At 36.1% G+C, this 20206-nt stretch carries 16 protein-coding genes; 1 reads left to right on the top strand and 15 read right to left on the bottom strand.

The genetic code is table 11. The annotated features are described in order from the left end of the window. Window positions 1–107: 107 nt before the first annotated feature. The 4 genes from ACFO7M_RS08445 to ACFO7M_RS08430 all read right to left on the bottom strand — a co-directional run bounded on the left by ACFO7M_RS08445 (window position 108) and on the right by ACFO7M_RS08430 (window position 8187). Window positions 108–4520, bottom strand: coding sequence for a T9SS type B sorting domain-containing protein (locus tag ACFO7M_RS08445; RefSeq protein WP_379735105.1), 4413 nt, complete (start codon window positions 4518–4520; stop codon window positions 108–110). 32 nt (window positions 4521–4552) lie between these two features. Then, window positions 4553–6832 (bottom strand): T9SS type B sorting domain-containing protein, encoded by a 2280-nt coding sequence (locus ACFO7M_RS08440; RefSeq protein WP_379735103.1) that lies wholly within the window; start codon window positions 6830–6832, stop codon window positions 4553–4555. 120 nt (window positions 6833–6952) lie between these two features. Further along, entirely contained in the window at window positions 6953–7396 is a 444-nt protein-coding gene (locus ACFO7M_RS08435) for a DUF1456 family protein (protein WP_379735101.1), read from the bottom strand. 5 nt (window positions 7397–7401) lie between these two features. Then, entirely contained in the window at window positions 7402–8187 is a 786-nt protein-coding gene (locus tag ACFO7M_RS08430; protein ID WP_379735099.1) for an alpha/beta hydrolase, read from the bottom strand. Window positions 8188–8236: 49 nt separating this feature from the next. Here ACFO7M_RS08430 and ACFO7M_RS08425 point away from each other — a divergent pair, with 49 nt between their 5' ends. Continuing rightward, entirely contained in the window at window positions 8237–8638 is a 402-nt protein-coding gene (locus ACFO7M_RS08425) for a TerB family tellurite resistance protein (protein WP_379714061.1), read from the top strand. A 51-nt stretch (window positions 8639–8689) separates the two neighbouring features. On the opposite strand, the gene ACFO7M_RS08420 is transcribed toward ACFO7M_RS08425, so the two are convergent. The 11 genes from ACFO7M_RS08420 to ACFO7M_RS08370 all read right to left on the bottom strand — a co-directional run bounded on the left by ACFO7M_RS08420 (window position 8690) and on the right by ACFO7M_RS08370 (window position 20206). Then, a complete protein-coding gene (locus tag ACFO7M_RS08420; RefSeq protein ID WP_379735097.1) occupies window positions 8690–9586 on the bottom strand; it encodes a DUF6252 family protein in 897 nt (298 codons plus the stop codon). Window positions 9587–9659: 73 nt separating this feature from the next. Then, window positions 9660–11648 carry an excinuclease ABC subunit UvrB gene (gene uvrB, locus ACFO7M_RS08415; protein ID WP_379735095.1) on the bottom strand — a complete coding sequence of 663 codons (1989 nt, stop codon included), beginning with the start codon at window positions 11646–11648 and terminating at the stop codon, window positions 9660–9662. Between the two features lie 66 nt (window positions 11649–11714). Next, window positions 11715–12248, bottom strand: a complete 534-nt coding sequence (locus ACFO7M_RS08410; RefSeq protein ID WP_379735094.1) for a sigma-70 family RNA polymerase sigma factor — start codon at window positions 12246–12248, stop codon at window positions 11715–11717. Between the two features lie 240 nt (window positions 12249–12488). Beyond that, the gene (gene rlmF / locus ACFO7M_RS08405) at window positions 12489–13445 is read right to left on the bottom strand and encodes a 23S rRNA (adenine(1618)-N(6))-methyltransferase RlmF (protein ID WP_379735092.1); all 957 of its coding nucleotides are present in this window, start codon (window positions 13443–13445) and stop codon (window positions 12489–12491) included. Window positions 13446–13487: 42 nt separating this feature from the next. Beyond that, on the bottom strand, window positions 13488–14699 hold the full coding sequence (locus ACFO7M_RS08400; protein WP_379735091.1) for a DUF3570 domain-containing protein: 1212 nt from the start codon (window positions 14697–14699) through the stop codon (window positions 13488–13490). 17 nt (window positions 14700–14716) lie between these two features. Then, window positions 14717–14923, bottom strand: a complete 207-nt coding sequence (locus ACFO7M_RS08395) for a DUF4266 domain-containing protein (RefSeq protein WP_379714048.1) — start codon at window positions 14921–14923, stop codon at window positions 14717–14719. An 11-nt stretch (window positions 14924–14934) separates the two neighbouring features. Further along, complete coding sequence (locus ACFO7M_RS08390) at window positions 14935–15855, bottom strand: FAD:protein FMN transferase (protein ID WP_379735089.1); 921 nt, start codon at window positions 15853–15855, stop codon at window positions 14935–14937. 3 nt (window positions 15856–15858) lie between these two features. After that, complete coding sequence (locus tag ACFO7M_RS08385) at window positions 15859–16287, bottom strand: thioredoxin family protein (protein WP_379735087.1); 429 nt, start codon at window positions 16285–16287, stop codon at window positions 15859–15861. Between the two features lie 5 nt (window positions 16288–16292). Continuing rightward, window positions 16293–16955: a thiamine diphosphokinase gene (locus tag ACFO7M_RS08380; RefSeq protein ID WP_379714041.1), complete on the bottom strand. Its 663-nt coding sequence runs from the start codon at window positions 16953–16955 to the stop codon at window positions 16293–16295. A gap of 53 nt (window positions 16956–17008) precedes the next feature. Beyond that, the gene (locus ACFO7M_RS08375; RefSeq protein WP_379735085.1) at window positions 17009–17824 is read right to left on the bottom strand and encodes a DUF4249 domain-containing protein; all 816 of its coding nucleotides are present in this window, start codon (window positions 17822–17824) and stop codon (window positions 17009–17011) included. A 3-nt stretch (window positions 17825–17827) separates the two neighbouring features. Further along, window positions 17828–20206, bottom strand: coding sequence for a TonB-dependent receptor (locus ACFO7M_RS08370; RefSeq protein WP_379735083.1), 2379 nt, complete (start codon window positions 20204–20206; stop codon window positions 17828–17830).

Here is a 20206-nt window from a genome sequence, read left to right as displayed (position 1 = left end):
AAAAATTGCTATTACAATTACTTGCATTGCTGTATGTTTTTAAAAGTGAACTATAAATATAAGAAAAAGCACATAAAAAAACTCCCGACATCTGCGGGAGTTTATCTTTATCGTTTTAGTGTGAAGTGACCTCTTACTTCTCTACCATCTTCTAAAGTAGCTTTGTACCAGTAGTCGTCGGCAGGTAATGGAGTTCCTAAATAGGTACCATCCCAACCTTGTGAAAGGGGAGTGATTTCTTTTAGAAATTTTCCAAAACGGTCATAAATATAAATTTTAGCATTTGCATTGAAGCGACTGTTGGCTCCAATAATGTTCCAATTTTCATGGTATCCGTCTCCGTTAGGTGTGAAAAATTGTGGGAATCCAGTTATAGAAATAGGGATTTCCAATACCGGACATCCGTTCAAATCAATCACATAAACAGTATGTAAACCAGGACGAACATTTTCGAAGAAACCAGTAGTTTGTCTTTCAGCATATAAATCATCCAAAGCAAAAACATAGTTACCCAAACCAGTTACGGTAACAGTGATGGTATTGTTTTCAGTTAAATCTTTAACTATTGGTTCGCCTACCAAGGTAGCTGAATTGGATTGTTTTATAGTTACTATTCTTTCCTTGAAACAACCAGTTGCATTCGCTACTTCAACTTTATAAACACCATCCTGATTGGTAATTAATGTGGCATTGTTTTCACCAGTTAATAGATTACCATCTTTGTACCATGTGTAAGTGTAATCCGCTGGGTTGGCGCCATTCGGTAATCCGGCTGTAATGGTTTGATAAATATTCGGTTCATTGGTACAGATGTATGCGTCGTCTTCCATGTCAACATTCGTGTCAATATTTGGTTTCGGATCAACAATCAGTTGAAAATTCGTACTTCCAACACAGTCATTTGTGCTTGCATCTTCCAAACGTACCCAAATTGTTTGTGTATTAGTGTAACCGATATTTCTGTAATTGGTAATATTGGTTATTGCTAATGAATTCCCAGCAGCATCTACTTCCTGAAGGAAATCATTGTAGTTTTTATAAAACTTGTAGGTGTAACCAGTTGCGGTAATTAAGCCATCGATGTAAGATTGAACAGTTGTCAGATCAAATTCTGAAATACCGTCGTAGTCATCATTGGCAGCATCTACAAAATCATCACAAACGTGTAATGGATTAATTACTGCAGCACTCAAAATGGCATTGGTAGTTGATGAAACCAACTGCATATCTACTACTTCATAACAGTTGTTTGCATTGGTTACTCTAACCCAAATAATTTGAGAGTACGGTGTGGTATTGGCAAATGCTAATGGATTAGTGATTTGTAGCGAGGTGTCGTTGTTTTGCGCTCCAGTTTGTGTAGTGAAATAGGTGAAAGTTTCAGTTGTGGCTGTAGCAGAGATATCAGATTCTTTTTGACGAAGATTGAAAACAGTGATACCGTCTGTATTATCATCACATTGAACGATTCGTACGCCAGTGTTTAAAACCGGTTTTGGATATACTGTCAATTGTGCGGAATTGGAAAAGAAATCACAGCTATTTCCGGTACGGTTTAACTGCGTACGGTATAAATAACCATTCATATTATTCTGAATGTTTGTCAAAGTCAATTGATTTGAGGTCACATTCGAATAAGTTGCATCATTGACAAGATTGGTCCAGTTAACTCCTCCATCGACAGATACTTGCCATTGGAAAAATTCGGCATTACTTACCAATTCGAAAGTAGTACTTTCAAATAAACATTGTGCTTTATTTGCAGGCTGTGTTGTAATTGTAATTGGTGCAGAAGTGATGTAGTTCGGGTTAGGAGTTGTGTATCCAGTAGCACTTGTGACTTCACCATTGGCTGCTACTGTTGCTGGAGATGTTCCGAGTATTCCATCATTATCAGTATCGGCAAAGCCAGCTTCTTTGGCGTCAAAACATTGGTCGCTATCGCTATCTAAATCTCTATAATTCCCAATGGTGTCGGTATCGGTATCAATTCCGGTTTCAACACTGTCGTAAATACCATCATTATCACTATCCCAATCAATATAGTCTGGAATTAAATCCAAATCGGTATCCACAGGAACAAATCCAGGTTCGAAAGCATTATCTAATCCGTCCAAGTTAGTGTCAGCATTTGCAATCGTTACCGGTGAATTTCCTTGTGCTTCAATAACGTCTGGTATAGCATCATTATCACTATCTGTATCGAACATATCAGGAGTGCCATCCAAATCGGTGTCTTTGTATACACAAGTAGCTACAACTTTGAAAGTCGATTTGTTTGGTGCTGAGTCCAATAAGTTTTTGTGTGTTATTTTGAACGTGCTAGATTGGAAAGTCTGGAATTTGAAAGTTCCAGTTCCAGCAGCTAAAGGTGCATTTCCATTAAGTCGGAATCGAATTTCGAAGGAAGAGAATTGCGTTACGCCACTTTCGTAAATACCGTCATAATTGGTGTCGATTAATAACTGATTATCAGGATTCAAAACCGTTACGTTTTTATCGGTATCAGAGTTGACAATGTATTCGGCATTGGCATTCATTAAATCGGTTGCAGCTGCAATTTGCGGGTATTCCAAAGTAATATTACTAGGTTGACTGAACGTTAACGTATAATCAACATAATATCCTTTTCCAGGTAATATATCGGTGATAAAACTTCCATCTGCATTTCCAGTAAAGGGGATTGTGGAAGCCGGTAGCGAATTTGAAGCTACTCCCGTGTATGTTGTTGTTGTGTTCGGAATGGTTCCAGCAGCAACAGAAGTATTTATAATTTGATTTCCGAATGATTCTGTGCAATTGGTGATACCATCGTTATCATAATCGATATCGATATTATCGTTTGCTAAATCTCCATCTGCATTTGTAGGACAAGCACTTACTGGTATTCTGTCAGATTCTAAATTCGTACCACAAGTAGAAATAGTGGCCTTAACATGATAAAATCCCGGTTGAGTAGGGTTGTATGAGTTTGTTGTAGCACTTGGAATAATTGTATTATTGAAATACCACTGAAAAACGTCAAAGGATGTAGCATCGTTTACACTGAGATTAACGTTGGGTAAGCAATTTTCGCTAGTAACCGCAATCTTATTGAATGCAATTTCAGGTTCGAATGTAAATCCAGAGTAAAAACCACCATAAGTTGCAGCCCCAGATGATCCGTAGTAAGAAAGGTAAACCGATTCGCTGGAAAAAACGGATATGTTACCGTTAAGTCCTGAGAAAATATAAGTTTCATAATCACTATTTCCGTTAACAACTGAAGGCCCAATAAAAGAAACACCTATGGATGTTAAAGAACTTAGCGTATGATTAGTACCGTTGATTATGAAATTAAGCGCTGCACCTGTTTTGGTAACCACACATACCGTTCCACCAAAATTGGTATCATTACCTACTTCATTGATACGAGGAATGTTGTTGATTACCTTGGGGGTTTCACAGCTTAAAGGCGGTACAAAGTGCATGTTTTGATTGGCTAAATTAGGTCCGCCATCTGTGCCTATTCCACCAATAGCTTGGTAGGCAAATACTTTTTTTGAAGTTCGTACATACAAGTTTCTATTTCCTGAAAAAAAACTTCCGTCAAAAGTATAGTACTCTCCTTCGTTAATGGTAGCGATTGGTGTTGCATTTCCATTGATGAAAATTTCGGTATTGTCTTCATTAGCGATAAGTAGTGGTCTTTCGATTTCGTCATAACCATCACCTTTAACAAAGATATATTCCATACCTGTTCTTTCGGCAGATACGATTTGGTCGAAACCTAAATCTAAATTGGTTGTATTACTATTACTTCCTGCAAAAGTTCCGCAGTTTACAGCAATCGGTTTAGTGGCTGAGATTGATGCTCCAATCAAGCCATCGCGATTGGCTTCGGTCAAGCCACCTTGGGTAGCTATAATATAACTTTCACCTGCATTCAGAGTGATACTGAAGGGAAGATTTCCAGTGAAACTATTCACCAAAGTTACTCCGGGTTTGATGTCGTCAAATGTAACAACTGTATTATTTTCAGTAGCTAGAATGGAAGCAAATGTGTAGTAATTTTCAGAGAAAACAGGAGTTCCAAGATTTAAGAATCCACCAATTCTAAATTGTGTTCCGAGTGCTGCTAATCCTTTGGATACTAGTCCACCAGCGTGAAATCGGCCTGGTGTTGCCACAGTTCGAACTGTTACATATACAAGGTCTTCGGCTTCAATAATGTAACCTTTATTATTGAATACTGAATTTGCGCCAGTTTCATCTACCATTAACTGGTTGTTGGAACCGTTTGTGGCAATAGATAGGATATAAGGATTGTCTCTAGAAACAGTTCCATTAATCGTAGTTCCTCCCAATTGAATAATTCTGAAGTTTATAGGCGTAACGCTTGGACAAGAAATGTATAAGCTTTGATCTTGCGGTACAATACTCGCAGCATTCGAGATAGGAGGTATGTAATGTGTTTTACTAAATTGTGCAAAACAAGTTACACTAACTAAAAAAGTTAGTAAAAGTAATTTTATCTTCATGGGTTTTTTAATTGCAGCCCAAAGGTAGATAATTATCTTTTAAGCGAGAAGTGACTTTTTAATGTTTTTCCATTATAAAGTGTTAAAACAAACCAATAATCATCAGCGGGAAGAGATTTTCCATTATAAGTTCCATTCCAACCGGATGAATTGGAATCCATTTGTTTGATTAATTTACCATAACGGTCAAAAATAGAAATGTAGGAAAGTCCATTTAATTCCAAATTAGCTATTTTCCAAGTATCATTATAACCATCATTATTTGGTGTAAAATATTTAGGAAAGTCGAGTATGTAGATTGTTGTTGATGGTGTTGGTTGGCAACCATTTTTATCTCTTACATAGATAGTATATTCACCTGCTTCGAGGTTGTTGAATGTGGGACTATCTTGAAAAGTTACTCCATCAATCGAAAACTCATAATCACCACCATTATCAGTATAGGTAATCGTTATTGAATTGTTTTCTGAAAAGTCACGAATAATTGCAGCGATATTACTTGCCGGAGCAGATGGTATTATATTGAATGTTTTTGTTGCTTTGCATCCGTTGGTATCTGTAACCTCTACGGTGTAGGTGCCGGAAGTAGTAATTTGAGTTTCAAAATCAGTATCTCCATTGGACCAATTGTAACTGTTAAAAGTTGAAGAAACACTCAACGTTACTGTTTCGTTTGGACATAAATACGAATTTTCATCACCAAAATTATTTGGTGTATTGTAATTTACATTTAGTTGTATTTGCACAATATCATAACAATCGGGACCATTAACCAATCTTGCATAGAGCGTTTGATTGTTCGCATTTGTATTCGTATAGTTGTTTGCTAATGGATTGGTTTGATTTTCGGCATTGCTAGCAGAACTATAATATTCAACTACAATTCCTGATGGAAGTCCATTCGTTACCAAAGGAGTTATTTCTGTATTCAAGTCAAAAGTTGTGATTCCGTTTTTAGTACCATCTTCATCACATTTGGAATAGGTAACTGAAGAAACAGTATTGTTTTCAATACTTAAAGTTACTTGGGCTACTGCAGTGCATCCGTATGTATTAGTGACATTTGCGTAAATTGTTTTGGGAGTGCTGGTGTAACTAGTAGGATTTTGAATTGGGTTACCTCCGATACTTTCAGTATATGTTACTGCACCAAGATTCGGGTCATTGTTTCGGATTAAATTATCCAGTTTAGTCAAGTTAAAGATTGCCGATCCATTATTGTCGCTATCACACTGAACCAACGTTTGATTTGAAAGTGATGGTAGTGGTGCAAATTGAAGTCGTACATCACCGGTGGAAAGACAAGTACCATTAATTAATACTTCCACTTTGTATTCCACAATATTTTGATTGGAATTGTCAATGACATTGTAAGTAGGTGTTGTAATTCCTGTAAAAACATTGTCCTTATACCATCTGTAAGTATTATTTGTTCCAGATTGGGTACCGTCAAGAACAACACTGTCACCTGCACAATACGAATTGTTTGTGGCTACAAGGCGATCCGGACCTAGGTCGGTTTCGCTTTGGAAAGTACCTCCACCGAGAAAAATGGCTGAATCATATAAGCCGTTGCCTTGATCTGCAATGACTAATTTGATATGATACGAATTACCAGCAATCACATTGGCTTGTGCTTTGAGTACTTTGGTTTGACCGTTGAATGTGGTGGGATGATTTGGTCCATTGAACGCATCGAAATAGATTTCGTTACTTGGTGGACAAACCGTACCTGTGCCTCGGATTGTATTCACCGAAACCGGAATGTTTGTGCCGGGTACTAATGCGATGTTTTGATAGGTACCGCCAATTGGTTTAATTAAAAATGCAAATCCGTCAGTGAAACCGCATTGGTTTTGGGAAGGATTACTTAAATACTGTTCCGAAGAAAATATATAATCAAAACTGATTGAATTGGTGTTTGGTATAAAGTCAAATTCTAAAACAGTGGCATTGAAAGTGCTTCCTAGTGATAAAGCTTGTTCTAAATCAGGATCTCCGAGCCATGTGGAAATGGTTTCACTACTGTTTCCTGTATTTGGACCAACCGTTGAGGAAGCTCTTCCGGTGCTTAACACAATACCATTTGCAAAGGGGAATGTACTTGTTCCTTGACTGAAACTTCCGAAACTTTGTGCTCCAGAGAAATTACCTCCGCTAACAGAGACATTGATTGCTTGTCCGCAATTGGTGTTATTGGCAAAGAAATTGGTTACCAATTGTTGCGCTGTGAAAGTATCGTCAACTTGGATATATTGTGAATATAATGAACAGGTACAACTGAATAAAAAAAGTAGGGCAAAGTTTCTCATTCTAAAATAAATAGCCCGCAAATATAATTACAATTGTAATTTTTTAGGAGTTTTTAACAAAATGATAGCTTTTGTTGAATGGAAAAAATCCCTAAGCTGTTCACAAAGGGATTTTTGGGATTATTTTTTTTTGTTTTTTCCATTATTGAATTTAACATTTTCAACTACGGATGTCTTTGTTTCCGTTTTTTTTGGTGCCGATTTTGGTTTAAAAGTAGTTTTCTTTTTGAAATCGGTTTTGGGTTTTTCTGAAAAGTTTTTTTTCTTTTTTTCTTCAGTGGATTTGGGTACTGCGGCTACTTTTTTTGCGTTTTCATTAATTACATCCATTGCGTTTTTAGGATGTTCTTTAGTACCTCTCAAATGAATCACCAATCCGTTTAGGAAATTACGTAAAACCTGATCGCCACATTCCATAAATTTTGGATGTTCTTCCTGACGAAAAAAATTGCCAATTTCTCCCTTTGAAATTCTAAAATTAACCAGTTCTAAAATTTCTACTATCTGATCATCGCGAAGCTGTAGAGCAACTCGAAGTTTTTTGAATATTTCGTTATTATTCATGTCAATTATTTATAAAGCCAAAGATACGCTTTTGCAAAAGCTTCCCGCCATAATTTTTCGTTATGTTGTCCATCTTTTATGATTTTGGATGCAATTGTACAATTTTTAGGAAGCACGTTAATCATTTTTTGCATGTCGGACACCATATCTTCACTTTCTTTATCGCCACACAAAAAATACATTCTTGCTTTCAGGTTTGACTTTTGAATTAGCGGGTACAATTCGGGATTTATCCAAAAAGCAGGTGAGAAAATAATACCTTTTTGAAAAATATCTGGATGTTTTTGAAGCGCATACAATGAAAATAATCCGCCAAGAGAACTGCCTCCGATTGTAGTATGTTTGGAAGAAGTTTTTGTACGATACGTTTTGTCTATATGTGGTTTGAGTTGTTTTACGATGAAATCCAAGTATTCATCTGCTTTACCGCCTCCGTATTTTTCGTTAGCATAAGGAGTTAATTCATCTATTCGTTTTTCGTTACCATGTTCAATACCAATTACTATCACTTCGGCTTTTAAACTGTCTAGGGTTTCATCAATTTTCCATTCTCCAGAAAAGGAGGTTTTAGTATCAAAAAGGTTTTGAGCATCATTCAAATAAATCACAGGATATTTTTTGGTAGTAGAATGATAATTTTCTGGAAGATATACCCATATTTTTTTGGTTTTTTTCAATTGAAGTGCTTCAATGATAAATGTGGAAACTTGTTTGCTTGCTGTATTTTCCTGGCTCATTCCTTTAGGGAAAATTAATAGAACAATTGCGAAGAGGAATATTTTTTGAAACATGTTTTGGATTTACAGTAAAAAGTATAGTTTTGCTAAAAATAATCAATTTATGGATTCATACGAAGAGAAAATCAGCTTGTTGTCTGAAATGATTGCATTCGCTGTTGTTGATGGGGAATTGCACGATCGTGAATATGATTTTTTACTAATGGTTTCTCAGGAATTACAAATAGATAAAGCGACTTTTTTAGATTTATTCAAAAGACGTAATGAGATAACTGTGATCAAAGATGAGTTTCATCGTATTTTACATTTTTATCGTTTGGCACTGCTTATGCATTGTGATGGCGTAATGCACGAACACGAGCGAATTGCAATCAATGAAATTGGTATTAACATGGGATTGAATCCTAATGCCATGAAACGAATTTTGCATCTAATGGAAGCATCTCCAGACCAAATGGTTGAAGCTGAAGTTTTGTTAGGTGCTTTTCATGAACAATTGAATTAATAAAAAAACAAATAAAAATCCCTTGAATATTCAAGGGATTTTTGTTTGTTTTTATTTGTGTGTAATGTTGAAACTTCCGTTGGTAAGTGTTACCGTTTGTGAGCCATTATTGACTGTAAAGTTAAAGGTTCCGACAACGTTATTTCCATTGTGTGAACTGATGGTTAAACTACCAGAGGTTAAATTGAACTCGGCTTGATTATCGGCATTTCCAATTCCGGCACCGAAACCATCTGTAGAAGCCAAATTGTAGGTTCCAGGCGTTACGTTTTTTGGAAAAGAGATGTTATAAACACCGAAATCTGAACCAATATTTGTATTGTTTCCGAATAAATTAATCCCAGTAGAAGCCGAAGTTTGAGAAATCATTAAAAACTTACTGTCACTAGGATTGTTGTCCATAGTGAATGCTGTACCTCCGTTTTTGGTCAACGTCATAGTGCCGTTAGTATAGAAGTCATTATTGATTACAATTACATTATTTATTTCTCCATCTGTTATGGTTATACTATTACCATCCAAATCGTGTAAAGTTGCTGAAAATGTACCCGAAAGTCTTCCTGTATTGATGTTTATATCCGAAATAGTTAACGTAAAAGATGATCCGGTTTCATGGCTAGCGTAATATTGTTCATCAGCCGATACATATGTCAACAATGCTCCACTATCGATATCATAGTTGTGGGTACCAACAGTTAAATCAGTAATTGGAATTTGGAAGGTCATGGATGAACCATTGGACTTAACACCAAAAATTTCCAAGACATGAACGTTCTCTTCAGCGGTAGAGTAATCTTCAATTGTGGCACCAGCACCAGAAGAAGTCCATCTTTGTCCATCGATAGTCGCCGTAATTGATTCGTTATTTGAAGCGTCATCAGAACCGCTACATGAAAATAATAACATTCCTGTCAGAGCAAGACAAAAGAATTTTAAGAAATTTTTCATAATTTTTTAGTTGATAGATTTAATTGAGTGACAAAAATATCAAAAAAACCAAAAAAGTAAGAGGTTTCCTATTTTAAATTTTCTCCTGTAGTGCCTTTATTTCGTCTCGAAGTTTGGCTGCCTGCATGAAGTCTAAATCTTTAGCCGCTTTTTCCATGGCTTTACGTTTGTCGCGGATTTTCTTTTCGATTTCCGGTTTTGATAAGTAATCGCTTTCCGGTTCGGCAGCTTTCAGTATTTTTTCTTCGTAATATTTCGTAGAAACAGAATTACCGCTCAATGCACTACCTAAACTTTTATTCAATGCTTTTGGAACCAAATTGTTAGCTGTATTGAAATTCGTTTGTCTTTCACGGCGGTAATTGGTTTCATCGATGGTTTTCTGCATGGATGCAGTGATTTTATCGGCATACATTATAGCTTTACCATTTACGTTACGAGCAGCGCGACCAACGGTTTGTGTAAGAGATCGATGACTTCTTAGGAAGCCTTCTTTGTCCGCGTCTAAAATGGCGACTAACGAAACTTCCGGTAAATCCAAACCTTCTCTAAGCAAGTTAACACCAATCAGTACATCGAAAATTCCTTTACGTAAATCCTGCATAATTTCAACACGTTCCAAAGTATCTACATCAGAGTGGATGTAGCGGCAACGTATGGAAACCTTAGTAAGGTATTTGGCTAATTCTTCCGCCATTCTTTTGGTTAGTGTTGTTACCAAAGTGCGTTCGTCCAGTTCACAGCGCTGTTGGATTTCTTCAATCAAATCGTCAATTTGATTGGCACTTGGTCGTACTTCAATAATAGGATCTAACAATCCGGTAGGTCGAATAACCTGTTCTACATAGATTCCTTCCGATTTTTGCAATTCATAATCGGCTGGTGTTGCAGATACATACAAAACTTGATTCTGTAACGCTTCGAATTCTTCGAATTTTAAAGGGCGGTTATCCATTGCTGCAGGCAGTCGGAAGCCATATTCCACTAAATTCTCTTTGCGGCTTCGGTCACCTCCATACATGGCATGTACCTGCGAAATAGTTACGTGACTTTCATCGACAACCATCAGATAATCTTCTGGGAAATAATCCAAAAGGCAGAAGGGACGAGTGCCTGCTTCGCGACCGTCAAGATACCTAGAGTAGTTTTCAATTCCGGAACAATAACCTAACTCACGTATCATTTCCAAATCGAAATTGGTTCGTTCTTCAAGACGTTTGGCTTCAAGATGTTTGCCAATTTCTTTGAAATAATCAACTTGCTTGACTAAGTCTTGTTGTATTTGCCAAATAGCATTCTGTAAAACATCAGGTGAAGTCACAAACATATTGGCAGGATAGATGTTTAGTTTTGAATATTTTTCAATCACTTTGGCCGTTTTGGCATCAAAAGCTTCGATTTCCTCAATATCATCACCAAAAAAATGAATTCGGAACGGTTCGTCTGCATAACTAGGGAAAACTTCTACCGTATCACCTTTAATGCGGAATGTACCGGGTGTGAAATCAGCTTCGGTTCTAGCATATAAGCTCTGTACCAATCGGTGTAAGAATTTAGTTCGTGAAATGGTTTGATCCCTTTCGATGGAAATCACATTTTTCTGAAACTCTACTGGATTTCCGATACCATACAAGCAAGAGACTGATGCAACCACCAATACATCGCGACGACCTGAAAGCAGGGCAGAAGTAGTGCTCAAACGCAATTTTTCCAATTCATCGTTGATGGATAAATCTTTTTCAATGTAAGTTCCTGTAACCGGGATAAAAGCTTCGGGCTGATAATAGTCGTAGTAAGAAACAAAATATTGCACCGAGTTATTCGGGAAAAACTGTTTGAATTCCGAGTAGAGCTGAGCGGCTAACGTTTTATTGTGCGCTAACACTAATGTAGGACGTTGCACTTCCTGAATCACATTGGCAACGGTAAATGTTTTTCCTGACCCCGTTACACCTAATAAAGTTTGGTATTTTTCTTCGTTGATAATGCCTTTTGCTAATTTTTCAATAGCTTGAGGCTGATCACCCATTGGTTTGTAATCGGATATGACTTGGAATTTCATTGTTTATAATTGCAAAAAGTTCAGATGTGCTAAGTTACAAAGTAAAAAGATAACTATTAAAAATCATTAGTTGCATACTTTGCAATTTTCTTTGTCTTTATGTTCACCAACTAAAAAACCTTTGTTGTTCAGTGTATAATCGCAACAGTCTATTAATCCTTGTTGCAATAATTTTCGCCCTCTTTGAATTCGTGACTTCGCTCCTGGAAGCGTTATATTTAAAATTTCTGCGACTTCTTGTTGTTTTTTACCTTTTATTTCACTTAGGAGTAAGGCTTCTTTATATTTTTCTGGGAGATGATTGATCAGAGGTATAATACAATTTTCGGCCGAATGATGGTTGGTTTCTTCATTGTCGGGTAATTCGAGCACAGGAATCGGTTTGGATTGACTTTTAAAATAGTCAATGATGGTATTGTGTGTAATACTGAAAACCCAGGATTTCAGACTATCCGTATTTTTAAGTTTATGGTTGTTGAGATGGATTTTTATAAAAACCTCCTGAAGTAAATCTTTGGTGATTTCAGTGTCTTTTATTTTGCTTACGATATATCCTTTTAAGTTTTCTGAAAACTGTTTCCAAATATCTATTGTTTCCATTGTTCTTTGGTATAAAATTAAAAAAAGCCCATTGCTAAATTAGCTTTGGGCTTTGCATTATTTAGCAGTTGCAATTTTTACAAGTACAGTTTTCACAAGTACAATCGCTGCAATTTCCATCGTTACAATTTGAGCATTGACAAACGCAATTTTCAGTATTTTCCATTTTATTATAATTTAAAAGTTATACCTATAAGACTTTGAAATAATAAAAAAGATGCAAAATGGATTCATAATTTTTTAAAACTTCCAGGTTTGATGCTGTTTTTCGGTTAAGAAAGTCCAAGCTACGATTCGGCTTGTTTTTTGGCCTTGCGCCATATCAATGGTTTTGACAGTTACGGCACCGACTTTTTTTAATAGTTTGTAAATACGGTTGAGGTTTTCTTTTTTGGAAACCAAAGTTGTGAACCAAAGCACTTGATTTGTGTATTTCACACTTTCGTAAATCATTTGGGTTAGAAAGCCTATTTCACCACCTTCACACCATAATTCTGCATTTTTACCGCCAAAATTTAATATTGGTTTTGTTGTTTTCGCGTTTTGAAGATTGTTGCTTTTTCGGGTAGTCGCTTTGTTGGCTTCTTCCGCAGATCCATGAAATGGTGGATTGCAAATGGTAAAAGAAAAGCGGTCTTCCGGAGCAATAATATTCTTGAAAATAAATCTGGATTCCGATTGTTTTTGAAGACGTATAGCATCGATTAATGCCGGATTGTTATGGATGATTTTTTTACAGTTTTGTAACGCATTTTCATTAATGTCAGTCCCAACAAAACGCCAACCATAGGCTTTGTTACCAAGTATTGGATAAATACAATTGGCTCCAATACCAATATCCAATCCTTCTACCGTTGTTCCTTCGGGAATAGCTCCCTTGTTGGATTCTGCCAACAAATCACTAATATAATGGATGTAATCTGCTCTTCCGGGTATGGGTGGACAAAGATTTTGCTCAGGGATGTCCCAATACTGAATTCCGTAATCAGTCATTAATAAAGCTTTGTTTAATGCTTTTACTGCATTCGGATTACTGAAATCAATCGTTTTTTCGTCAGTTTCAGTCTTGTACTTATTCGTTTGAATAAATTTTTCCAATTCAGGATAACGTACCGTTAATTCCTTAAAATCATACCCAAACCGATGCGGATTTCTCGGATGCAAATTCTTTTTTTCTGTGATAATTTTGGGTTTCATTTCTGGGTAAAGATTTTAAGGAACAAAGGTAAGTATAAACGGTTATTTGAATTTCATCAAAAGAGTAATAATATGTGAGTTCAAACCGGTATCTCTAGTGTAATACCCATAGCGAATTTCGAAAGTATTGATTCTTTTGACACCAAAAATTCCTTTGTCGGAGTCGGTAATTTTATACCCCATTCCAATCATGTGACTTTTGAAGTCCGATAAATCATAGTCGCTTGTATAGAATTCTTCACCCAGCTGATGTGTCAATATAGGTTTGAAATAGTCGGCAGCACTTTGTGTATAGAATCGATAAGGGATTGATAGTGATGAAAAAGCAGTCAGTTTGACTGTCGGTTCAAAACCAAAAGTATGCGACTTGATGTCCCAATTGTCTTGGTAATAACGATAATAACTACGTAATACAATATGATCACCAAGGAAATAATTCAACCTAGCGCCGAAAGGAATTTTAAAACGGGTACTTGGCAGTTTTTCTGAGGCGACATCACCACCATTAAAATACACCCTGTTGAATTTGGTTGCTAACAAACCTTCTTGATAGCCTATATCCGTCATCAAAGCTAATTGAAGGTTTTTATTGATTACTTGTGAAAAAGTCAATCCTAAGTTGTAAGATGTTCTCGGTTTGCTATCTCCGTGTTTTGCTTCATTGTCGGATGGATTGTTCCTTAATTCGACGGGAAGTATTACTTTCCAAGTGTCAAAAAAGGCCATTCCTTTGATGGAAAACTCCCTGTTTTTATCTTTTGACAGTTTTGTGAATCCGGCATTGGCTCCAATTGAAAAATAATCAAACTCGGCTGATCCTGAAATCCCACCGTTAAGAATGTAGTTCTTTTCATCATTTTGGAAAGCATAATTTAAAGACGGATAAACTCTTACGTCTTGGTATGATGCTGAAGTTACCGTATTAGGGTCAATTTTGTCTGAGGAAGCGGAGGTATAGGAATCGACACCCAATTCAAAATTAAAATTGTGTTTGTTTTGATTTTTATCCAATTTGGATAATTTCACTTCAATTGTAGTGGCTATATCAGTCAGTTTTTCAGTTCCTTCACCTCCTGTTACTGCTGAATTATCGCCGTTTTGAGTGTAGTAGCTGCTGATGAAATTTACTTCTTCAATTTTTAATTTATTTTTTTTATAAGCTGAGGTTGAATCACTACTAGTGTTTTCTTGTGCTTTAGTTTGACTATTGAGCAAGAGCGCCAATACCGATGCGGTAATTATTCTTCTTTTCATCTTTTTCCTTACTTGAATTAATTACAGCCGCAGCCTCCACCTGTTTTTCCACCATTGGCACCTGAGCTTGCTTCTCTATAAAGTTGGAATGTGTTTTCGAATTTTTCCGATTTTCTTGCTGCCAATTCCATATCTGAATCATTGATTTTTGATTTTTGATATTCTTTAACAGACGTACAGCTACTTAAAATAAGCATGAATAGAAGTGAGGATGTCAGTTTCATGTATTTGGGTGTTAGGTTAGTTTAATGTTTTCTGAAAAATATTTTCTGTCGTTGTCATCGATAATGATGCATCCGATGTGTTTTAATTGATTGATAAAATCCATTCCGACTTCAATTCCCATGACAGTAACCGGAGTTGCCAAAGCATCAGCAATTTCAGCATTTTCTGCAATGATGGTGACACTTTTTATACCTGATACGGGATAACCTGTTTTTGGATCAATGGTATGCGAGTATTTTTTATTGTCAATAATCACATATTTTTCATAATTTCCTGAGGTTGCCACAGCTTTATTCGTTAGTTTAAATGTCGAAAAGATAGCATTTTGATGATTCGGATTAGCAATACCTATCGTCCAGGGTTCTCCATTTTCTTGGGTTCCCCAGGCTGATAAATCGCCTGAAGCATTTACAATTCCGTCGTTCACGCCTTCTTTGAGAAGTACTTTTTTTGCCATTTCTGCGGCATATCCTTTCCCAATGCCACCAAAACCAATTCGCATTCCTTTATTCTTAAGAAAAACCGTTTGTTTTTCCTTGTCTAGGATGATATTTTTGTAATTGATGAGTGCAACCGCTTTTTTTGCAGTTTCTTCATCGGGAAGCACTTTCATTTTGGTGTCAAAATTCCATAGTTTTTTGTCGATACTCCCATAGCTTAAATCAAATGCTCCTTGTGTTATTTTAGAAATCATTTGGCTTCGTTCGATAAGCTCAAAAACTTCTACTGGAACTTTTACTGCTTGGATACCAGCGTTATTGTTGATGTGTGAAGTGACGCTTTCTTCCGAAAAAGTAGTCAGTAGTTTTTCAATGCGTTGAATTTCCTGAATAGCCAATTCAATTTTCGAGTTGCCCCAATTTTCATCTGGACCTATCACCGAAATTTCGAATCGATTTCCCATTAATTTGGCTACTCTTTTTGTCAGCATGATTTATTTGATTTCGGCAATGAATGTTTCTAATGATTCTGAAGGCAAATGTTCCCATTTTTTAAGAATACTTCCATCGCTATTTAAAAGCAAAATGAGTGGGAATAAACCCTTGTTGTTGTACTTCTCAGCCAATGTTTCGTTTTCTTTTGTTGTGTCTGGAGGTAATTGATTTTTTTTCAATCTTGGAAAGTCAGCATTGTAAACGACTAAGTTGTTTGCTGCGTAAGATTGGAATTGATCTGTGTAAACAAATTGTTTTTTGAACTTTACACAAGGAGCACACCAATCGGAGCCCGAAAAGTACAATAGGATTTTTTTGTTTTCGGTTTTTGCTTTATCCAGTGATTGAGAGAAAGTGATTTTTTCTGTTTGTTGCGAAAATCCTGCCAATGCAATCAGTAAGAATGTTAATGAGATTAATTTTTTCATGTGGTTTAATCTAGGGATTCAATTAATAATAAATGACCTGTTTCATAAGTAATGGCGACTAATCCGTCTTCAGTTACATGATTGCTGCTTCCTGTTCGAAATCCTATAGTTAAGGTGTCTTTTTTTAATGAGTAAAACAAATTTTCGGAATAAATTCCTGTAACTTCCCCAACTGGTATTAACGATATAATACTATTTTTTGTGTACCATTTTTCAAATTTTTTTGGTAATAGAAATACCCTAGAATGATCATCTAGAATAACAATTTTTAATTCCTCTCTATAGCGTACAATATTGGTCAGGTTACTGATAGTATGATCGGCTCTTTTGCCTGTAGCCCAAACTACATTTACCGCTTTATGGCCTTTCTCAATAAGATAATCAAATGCTTTTTCTAAATCGGTTTTGTTTTGATCTGGTGTATGAACGATTTCCAAAGGGTATTGTTTTTCCTTATAGATTTGAGGGTCAAAACCGTGATCAAAATCTCCAAGGAGAACGTCAATTTTTATGCCTAAATTCAATACACGTTCAATTGCAGAGTCTAAAACAATCACAAACGGTGACCATTCCAGCAGTTGATCTAATAAATCGCGGGAACATTCAGCACCATTAGCAATAATTAAAGCAGGTTCTTGGTCGTCTCTGACAATGTGATGTGAAGACATTTAATTGAGTGATTTGAGGGTTGTGAGTAAAAGTAGGTATCAAAAATAAGAAATTATTGGACAACATAATCTCTAGTGTCAGTTTCCCCTAAAGCAAAATAACCTAATGGATATTCGTTGCTATTGGTTTGATTGATGATATTTCCTCTAAGTGTCGCAGGTGGAGTAGCAAAAGGATTTCCTGTATTGGTACTTGAAATCGGTATTAATTTGTTCATATAATTATAATACGAATTGGTGATGCCTTGAAGCGATAATTTTAATGTATTTCCTTCTTCTACTTCACTGGCATAAAAACCGAACATTACATTTCCTTGGAAAAACTCATTGCTAACCACTCCGTATTCCTGTACTTTTTTCTTCGAGTTTCGTACCCCAAGTAAGTAAAAATTATTTTCTGTACCGTTGTCTTGAAAAAAGTATTTCACTTGAATTTCGTCTGCTCCGGTTGGTCCAGGAACAGTTTGCTGTTGTACATTAATAATTGGAGGTGTTGCAATTAACTTTTCTGTAGAAGTATAAGTTTGACCTTGATAGAGTACGGTTAGTGTGTAATTTTCATTGATTACAGGTTGGAAATTGGTACAAATATAATTGCCGGTTCCTGGATCTTCAACGAAATTAAATACCGTGTTTGAACTGTTGGTTACAGTTACAGTCGCTCCATTGGCGAAAACTACAGTGTTACTATAGAAATCATTAGTAAGGCTTAGTTTTATGGTTTGGTTTTCACCTGTCGTTCCTTTTGCCCATTTGATTACGGCGTTGATTACCAATTTAGGTTTTCCAGTCTCCAAAGGGATGTCAACTGTGTCTTGACAAGAATTCAAAAGGGCTGCTATGGTGATTATAAATAAAAATCGTTTCATGGTTTAAAATTTAAAATTATAAGAAACTGCCGGAACAATCCCGAAGATTGATAAGCGTGTGGCTTCATTTTTTCCGGTTTCACTATTTTGACTAAAACTGATGGATGCAGCATTTTTTCTGCTATACAAATTGTAGATACTAAACACCCATTCGCTTCGTAATCGTTTGTCTTTTTTTTGTCTTGTTTTCATAGTTGCCGAAACATCCAAGTGATGATAAGCTGGTAAACGGTTTTCATTTCGGGAATTATAGTACGGAACTACAACATCTTCAAAGACATATTTTCCAGATGGATATGTTACAGGTTGACCGGTTTGGAAAGTAAAATTACCACCAAATGTCCATCGATCATTAAGTTTATAGCTTGCTGTTGCTACAAAGTTGTGCGTTTTGTCATAAGCAGAGCGATACCATTGACCATTGGCTATTCCAATTTCTGTTGCAGTTCTTCCCGGTGTTTGTTGTTCCGAACGCGATAATGTGTAAGCTATCCATCCGTTGAAATCGCCTGTGTTTTTTCGAAAAAGCATTTCTAATCCATACGATCGCATTCGTCCGTTGAGAATTACCTGTTCAATGGCTTCGTTTGCAATTAAATCGGCACCGTCAATATAATCCATTCTGTTTTGTACTCCTTTATAATACGTTTCTAGTTCCAAAGTATAGTTGTCATCGTTGAAATTTCTGAAATAGCCCAAGGAGATTTGATCGGCAATTTGCGGTTTAATATAATTGTCACTTGGAGTCCAAACATCAAGTGGAGTAGGAGAAGCAGTGTTGGAAACTAATTGAAGGTATTGAACCATGCGGTTGTAACCGAATTTTACGGATTGATCCTTGTTGATTTCATACGACATGGCAAAGCGTGGTTCCAAATAGCCGAAGTTCGCTATGGTTTTGTTTTTCCCAAAGTATTCGGTTCGTATTGGAGTTGCTTTTTCGTAGATTTTCAATTCTTCATCATAAACTACTGGTTGATTGTTTTCATAATAATTTATGGTAGATTGTCCTAATCGGTAAAATAAACTCCATCGCATACCGTATGAAATGGATACTTTCTCTTTGAAAGTATGTTCTGCATCAATATAAAAAGAGGGTTCTAGAGCATATTTACGATCCAGTTGTCTATAGTTTATTGATGATTCATCATCTATGGGTTCGATGGTTCCCGGATTGAAATTGTAATAAATAGCATTGGCACCATAATTTACTTTAGAGCGATCGGAAAGATAATGTTTGAAATCGTATTTCAGGTTGTAGGCTTTTATGCCGGAATCCCAATTAAATCCAATGAAATCGAGTTTTAAACCGTAATAATAGTCACTGTAAATCAATGACAGATTTGAAAAGAGTTTGTCTGAATAGAGATGGTTCCATCTGAGGTTTAAGGTGCTGTTACCGTAAGTATTGGTGAAACTTTCACTTAACGAAAAAATATCTCTTCCAAAATAACCTGAAAGGTATAAGTTGTTGTTGTTGTTTAGTTTGTAATTCAGTTTCGTGTTTAAATCATAAAAATAGGCTTTGTTGTCATTGTCTGTAAATTTTAGAAATAAGTGTGCGTACGATCCTCGAGCACCAAAAAGGAATGAGCCTTTTTCTTTTACAATTGGACCTTCTGCAAGAATACGACTCGTTATGAGTCCAATACCACCATTCATAGCAAATTTATTACTGTTTCCATCTTTCTGATAAATATCAAGTACAGAAGAAGCTCTGCCACCATAGCGTGAAGGAATACCACCTTTAAACAACTTCAAATCTTTGATGGCATCGGGGTTGAATACGGAAAAAAAGCCAAAAACATGAGAAGAATTATAAACAGTAGCTTCGTCTAAAAGGACTAAGTTTTGATCTGCACCGCCTCCACGAACATTGAAACCGGATTGTCCTTCACCCGCATTTGTAACACCTGGAAGAAAAAGTAGTGATTTGATGATGTCAACTTCACCCAAAACTACAGGCATTTGTTTGATGGTTTGAATGCTTAATTTGTTTACGCTGATTTCAGGTTTTCGAATATTGGCTCGGTTTTTTCCGGTAACTGCAACTTCATCAAGTTGTTTGATTTGCTTGTTCAGTTCTATTAGATGGAAGTCTTTACGTGTGTTTTGATTTAAAACGGTTGTTTCGGTTAATGAGCTGTAACCAGAAGCGCTGAGTTCAATAGCGTAGTTTCCCGAGGGAAGCGTAATAGAATAAAAACCATATTCATTGGTGTACAAAGTTGTGTTTGTTTCTTTAATGAAAATAGAAACTCCAATGAGTGTTTCATTGGTTTTGGTATCTGTAACAACTCCACTCAGTGTATATTTCTCCTGAGAAAAAAGTGAGTAATTAACTATTAACAGTAATATGGCGAAAAGAAACTTTTTTTTCAT

Origin of the sequence: Flavobacterium sp. GCM10023249, from assembly GCF_042653365.1 — a bacterium.
Classification (GTDB): domain Bacteria; phylum Bacteroidota; class Bacteroidia; order Flavobacteriales; family Flavobacteriaceae; genus Flavobacterium.
Note: the sequence above shows the minus strand (reverse complement) of the source record. Positions and strands in the feature narration are given on the sequence as shown.

Excerpts from the sequence above, each read along its gene's own strand:
- ACFO7M_RS08390 (WP_379735089.1), bottom strand. The coding sequence starts at position 15,855 with ATGCTGACAAAAAGAGTAGCCAAATTAATGGGAAATCGATTCGAAATT.
- ACFO7M_RS08445 (WP_379735105.1), bottom strand. The coding sequence starts at position 4,520 with ATGAAGATAAAATTACTTTTACTAACTTTTTTAGTTAGTGTAACTTGT.
- ACFO7M_RS08370 (WP_379735083.1), bottom strand. The coding sequence starts at position 20,206 with ATGAAAAAAAAGTTTCTTTTCGCCATATTACTGTTAATAGTTAATTAC.
- ACFO7M_RS08440 (WP_379735103.1), bottom strand. The coding sequence starts at position 6,832 with ATGAGAAACTTTGCCCTACTTTTTTTATTCAGTTGTACCTGTTCATTA.
- rlmF (WP_379735092.1), bottom strand. The coding sequence starts at position 13,445 with ATGAAACCCAAAATTATCACAGAAAAAAAGAATTTGCATCCGAGAAAT.
- ACFO7M_RS08410 (WP_379735094.1), bottom strand. The coding sequence starts at position 12,248 with ATGGAAACAATAGATATTTGGAAACAGTTTTCAGAAAACTTAAAAGGA.
- ACFO7M_RS08395 (WP_379714048.1), bottom strand. The coding sequence starts at position 14,923 with ATGAAACTGACATCCTCACTTCTATTCATGCTTATTTTAAGTAGCTGT.
- ACFO7M_RS08375 (WP_379735085.1), bottom strand. The coding sequence starts at position 17,824 with ATGAAACGATTTTTATTTATAATCACCATAGCAGCCCTTTTGAATTCT.
- ACFO7M_RS08435 (WP_379735101.1), bottom strand. The coding sequence starts at position 7,396 with ATGAATAATAACGAAATATTCAAAAAACTTCGAGTTGCTCTACAGCTT.
- ACFO7M_RS08430 (WP_379735099.1), bottom strand. The coding sequence starts at position 8,187 with ATGTTTCAAAAAATATTCCTCTTCGCAATTGTTCTATTAATTTTCCCT.
- ACFO7M_RS08420 (WP_379735097.1), bottom strand. The coding sequence starts at position 9,586 with ATGAAAAATTTCTTAAAATTCTTTTGTCTTGCTCTGACAGGAATGTTA.
- ACFO7M_RS08425 (WP_379714061.1), top strand. The coding sequence starts at position 8,237 with ATGGATTCATACGAAGAGAAAATCAGCTTGTTGTCTGAAATGATTGCA.
- uvrB (WP_379735095.1), bottom strand. The coding sequence starts at position 11,648 with ATGAAATTCCAAGTCATATCCGATTACAAACCAATGGGTGATCAGCCT.
- ACFO7M_RS08385 (WP_379735087.1), bottom strand. The coding sequence starts at position 16,287 with ATGAAAAAATTAATCTCATTAACATTCTTACTGATTGCATTGGCAGGA.
- ACFO7M_RS08380 (WP_379714041.1), bottom strand. The coding sequence starts at position 16,955 with ATGTCTTCACATCACATTGTCAGAGACGACCAAGAACCTGCTTTAATT.
- ACFO7M_RS08400 (WP_379735091.1), bottom strand. The coding sequence starts at position 14,699 with ATGAAAAGAAGAATAATTACCGCATCGGTATTGGCGCTCTTGCTCAAT.